General features: G+C 44.9%; 3 protein-coding genes and 2 pseudogenes. 3 read left to right on the forward strand and 2 right to left on the reverse strand.

Annotated elements, in window-relative coordinates; genetic code table 11:
* Positions 1 to 279: pseudogene (locus RIG66_RS04380) on the reverse strand (hypothetical protein); the annotation flags it as partial.
* A gap of 380 nt (positions 280 to 659) precedes the next feature.
* Between RIG66_RS04380 and RIG66_RS04385 the strand changes: the two are divergent.
* Complete coding sequence (locus tag RIG66_RS04385; protein ID WP_446375564.1) at positions 660 to 914, forward strand: hypothetical protein; 255 nt, start codon at positions 660 to 662, stop codon at positions 912 to 914.
* Between the two features lie 572 nt (positions 915 to 1,486).
* Here RIG66_RS04385 and glgA read toward each other — a convergent pair.
* A complete protein-coding gene (glgA, locus tag RIG66_RS04390; protein ID WP_446375566.1) occupies positions 1,487 to 2,962 on the reverse strand; it encodes a glycogen synthase GlgA in 1,476 nt (491 codons plus the stop codon).
* A 327-nt stretch (positions 2,963 to 3,289) separates the two neighbouring features.
* Between glgA and RIG66_RS04395 the strand changes: the two genes are divergently transcribed.
* Positions 3,290 to 3,982, forward strand: a complete 693-nt coding sequence (locus tag RIG66_RS04395; protein ID WP_446375568.1) for a potassium channel family protein — start codon at positions 3,290 to 3,292, stop codon at positions 3,980 to 3,982.
* A gap of 295 nt (positions 3,983 to 4,277) precedes the next feature.
* Positions 4,278 to 4,469: pseudogene (locus RIG66_RS04400) on the forward strand (transposase); the annotation flags it as partial.

Consider the following 4,469-nt stretch of genomic DNA (forward strand, 5'->3'; position numbering starts at 1 on the left):
GAATGGTGGTAGGTGTGAGGTTTTTTCGCCTCCAACAGACAATTCCATCCTGACACCCGACACCCGACACCCGACACCCGACACCCGACACCCGACACCCTTGCTCAACCGAGCTTTCACCTTAAGTTGACACCAATGACCGACGTGCGTCCCAGTATGCAAGGCTTGCGCCCCAGTATGGTTCCCGGTTACGGCGTCATGGTTCCAGGGTATAGCAACCGCCAAGGCGGTTAGACAGATCATTGATGTAGAGACGCGCCATGGCGCGTCTCTACCCATGGAAATCGGGAATATCCCTATATCTGGAAAAGGATGATTATAATAAGTTGAAAGCGAGGAAAACTTCAAACCCAAGTTAGCTGCTTGGCATTTAAACCTTAATATCAATAATGGCACAATCCTTGTCGTGCGAGCATCTTGCTCGCTACTAATACCCAATTTAAATGCATTACAGCTTAGCTGCTTGGGGACAGCGAGAAGGAACAATTAAGAACAACGGGTGCATCGCTATTAGATGTTTATAGTCTGATGGTTTAGAGACATTCACGGCGTTAACGTAGACAAGTTCAGGCTTATCAGGAGTGCCATATTGTATTGGGTTGAAGCAGAAATGCCTCAATTGCTTCATTCTCCAGTTCTATCGCTACATACGGCTGCTAATGAATCAATCAATTTATGTTATGGCTCTGATGAGTTTAACTACGATGAGTATGCGGTTTTGTCTGGTCAGTGGGTTAGTGATTAAGCTGGGCGTTGGTATCTGGTTTAACCCAGTGTCGGCTCAGATTATCCCGGATGCTACCTTGGGGAGTGAAGGGTCTCGCTTTATCGAAGGTGTAGATATTGATCGCATTGAGGGTGGAGCAGCGCGAGGGGTCAATTTGTTCCACAGCTTTACTGAGTTTAATGTATAGCGACCGCCAAGGCGGTTGCTATATTGCACGGGGAGGACAAAGGATGCGAGAGCTTTTGTTTCATGGGAGAAGGGGAACCATTACTGTTCAATATACTATGATAAGTCTCTAAACTACTTCCTCTTAAATACCTCTTGCTCCCCTCTCCCCGGAGTGGGAGAGGGGCTGGGGGTGAGGGGTTTTAGTTAACATCAATATCACGAATACCCTTGGCGTCTTTTGACGATTCAATCAGTGATATAGCGCTTTCTTTTTCTTTTAATTTATCCAACGCTACACCCCAGGTTTACCAGGTTAATTGGCAATCCGGTTTAAATTAAATCGTTTTCTCATAAGATGCGATCGCACGTTTTCTATTCATGCGCCGTTTGAGTAAAGGGCGACCCGATCCAATTGAGTGGATGGGTGGCGTTCATTGATGCAGGCGAATCGCCCCTACAGCATCGTCGGCTTGTGTTTGTTCAATCCTGTTTAAATAGTTGCCGAATGTAGGCTGAAATCCCCTCCAAATAAAAAATATATTTTGCCATCTCCCTCATCTCCCCCTCACCTCACCACTGATTCAGCAACCCCTATTGATGTCGGATCATGTCATAGATTTTCACATACTTAGATGCCGAAGCACTCCACGAATAATCATACGCCATACCTTGAATCGCCAGTTTCCGGAACTCTTCTGGATAGTCATACCACAATCCCAACGCTCGATCCATCGTAGATTCCAGCGCATAATAATCGGTATGATTAAATACATAGCCATTGCGTTTTTCCATGGGGTGATTCGGGTGGTGATCGCGGTCAAATACAGTATTGACCAGTCCCCCTACACTCCGCACAATTGGCACGGTTCCATACTTTAACCCAATGATCTGAGTCAGTCCGCAGGGTTCGTAATTACTCGGAACCAGCATAAAATCGGCTCCAGCATAAATCAAATGAGATAACTCTTCATTAAAGCCCAGTTCCAAGTGAACATCAGGATTATCATTTAAGTAGTATTTTTCGTGCCAGAACCAGGAATTAATTGCCGCCGCTGTTGCTGACCCTAATAAAACGAATTGAGCGCCCTTATGCAGGGAGTAATAGATGGCATGATGAACCAGATGCACGCCTTTTTGATCATCTAAACGACCAATAAACGCCACAATTGGTTTATCAACATCCTGAATTAAAAGCTGTTCCCGCAACGCTTTTTTATTTTTCGCTTTGTCTTCAAAACTATCCGGGGCGTAGTGACAGGGAATATAGCGGTCTTGTTCCGGATTCCAAAAATCATCATTAATGCCGTTGAGAATTCCGGTAAACTTATCCTGATGTAAATGTAATGTATGACCTAACCCACATCCGATGGGCGTGAACCGAGCTTCCCAGGCATGATGAGGCGAAACCGTCGTTATCGCATTGGCGTAAACAATACCGCCTTTCATAAAGTTTAAGGCAAAGGGATTAAAATTATCTTTCAGGCGATCATCCTGAAAATAATAGCCTTCTCGATTCAACCCCGTTGCCCACAGGATTTCACTTCCCCCCATTCCTTGGTGTTTAAAGTTGTGGATGGTGTAGCATACCCGTTGACTTTCCATGCCATGATATTTGTAGATCTCAAACAGCATGACTGGAAGTAAACCCGTCTGCCAATCGTGACAGTGGATTACATCAGGACGCTTATTACTCTGAAGCAGAAACTCTAAAGTGGCTTTACAGAAGAAAGCAAACCGCACGTTATCATCATCACAACCGTAGTAGCAGCCACGACTGAAGAAATTATCCTGGGAATGGGGTTCAATAAAGAAACAGACTCGTCCATGCACCCAACCACAATAGACAGAACAGTGAATCGCCGCACCGTACCAGGGTACCCATAGATTAATATAGGCATCATGGAGTCCCCAGATGTGGTCATAGCGCATATTGTCGTATTTGGGCAGAATCAGTTCGATGCAATGCCCCTGAATCTCTAACTCCCGACTCAAACCATAGACTACATCCCCTAAGCCGCCGGCTTTGATCACAGGGGCGCATTCAGAGGCAACCTGGATAATATACATTCCGCTTCCTCACTTAATCATCCCGTTTATTTAAACTAAGATGTTGTACCATTTTTAGTCAGCCTCTGTCATCCGCTAAGGACGTATAGACGTAGCAGGCTACGTCTATGAACAGGGGCGTTTGTGGTTGATTCGACTGAGACACCATGGGAAATGGATATCCCGTAGGGTGCGTTAGGCGCTGGCTTGACATATAGTAAGGCTTTTTAACCTTTTGCGCCGTAACGCACCAATCAATAACGGTGCGTTACGCTTTCGCTAACGCACCCTACGTGACATAAAGAGTTAGATTAAAGCCAATAGGGATTGGAGCGAGCTAAACGAATCATGTACGTATTAATCGGCGGCGCGGGATTAGTGGGATTGAGTTTAGCCCAGCAGTTAGTGGAATTAGGACATACGATCGCGATTATTGATAAAGATCCTGCGGCTTGTCGGTATGCTCGCGAACAAGTGGGGGTGATGGCATTTGAAGGGAGTGCTGTCACCACCCAAGTGTTACTCGAAGCCGGGATTCGCAAAGCCGATGCGATGGCGGCGGTGCTGCGAGATGATGCGTTAAATCTGGCAATGGTTACCCTGGCTAAACACTATGGCGTTCCCCATATTATTACTCGCATCCGCCAACGCGATTTTAAAGAGCCTCTACGCATTGCTGGCGCTCATCATATTATTAGCACGGTTGACCTAGCCGTCAATCGTATGGTCAACGCGATCGAATATCCGGAAGTGGAATCGATTATGCACTATGAACAGGGTCAAGTGGAAGTCTTTAAACTAGGAGTACCGGGGGAATCAGATGTTGCAGGGCGTACTGTGGCTCAAGTGATTCAGGATTCTCGGTTTCCAGAGGGTTCCTTAATCATTGGCTATCAACACCATCCCCATGCGGATTTAGTGATTCCCAATGACAATACGGTACTTGAACCCGGATCAACGATACTCGTGGTGACAAAAGCAGAATTGTTGCACCAAGTTATCGATTTTTTAGGCGTTGGTTCTAAACTTGCGCCACTCTAATTGCTCGAGGGAACAGGGAACAGGGAAGGGAGATGAGGGAGATGGGGAAGATGGGGAAGATAAATAATCAATTTTTGTACCACTACTTCAGACAAAATCCGCTTCCGCAGAGCGTTTAAGATATACTCAAATCTGGGAATTCTCTATTTTTACTACAAGTTATTAAGCTAAGATGTAAGTGATTGAATATGATTCTCGAATATGACGAAAAGTTCCTCTTTTGTTATGTTTGATTGGGTCTTCCGGACTTAGTGTGCTAAACTGTTAACATAGTGTACCTAAAATTCAGGCTAGGCATCAGATATTTGAAGAAAGTCAAAACCTGGGAGAGGGAACTTTAAAATTAATTGGTTAGATAAGGCTCAAATTTACTATAAAAAAAGTGCATCAGCAATAAAACGATGGTTTGCTGAAGTTGTGGGGTATTTTGAAAGTAGAACAACAAATGGAGTAGTTGAAGGAGTTAACAATAAGCTGAAACTATTAA

Origin of the sequence: Coleofasciculus sp. E2-BRE-01, from assembly GCF_040221695.1 — a bacterium.
In the GTDB taxonomy this organism is placed as follows: Bacteria; Cyanobacteriota; Cyanobacteriia; order Cyanobacteriales; family Coleofasciculaceae; genus Coleofasciculus.

Bases quoted from the DNA above. Each gene is read 5' to 3' on its own strand.
- RIG66_RS04385 (WP_446375564.1), top strand. From the start codon at position 660: ATGAATCAATCAATTTATGTTATGGCTCTGATGAGTTTAACTACGATG.
- glgA (WP_446375566.1), bottom strand. From the start codon at position 2,962: ATGTATATTATCCAGGTTGCCTCTGAATGCGCCCCTGTGATCAAAGCC.
- RIG66_RS04395 (WP_446375568.1), top strand. From the start codon at position 3,290: ATGTACGTATTAATCGGCGGCGCGGGATTAGTGGGATTGAGTTTAGCC.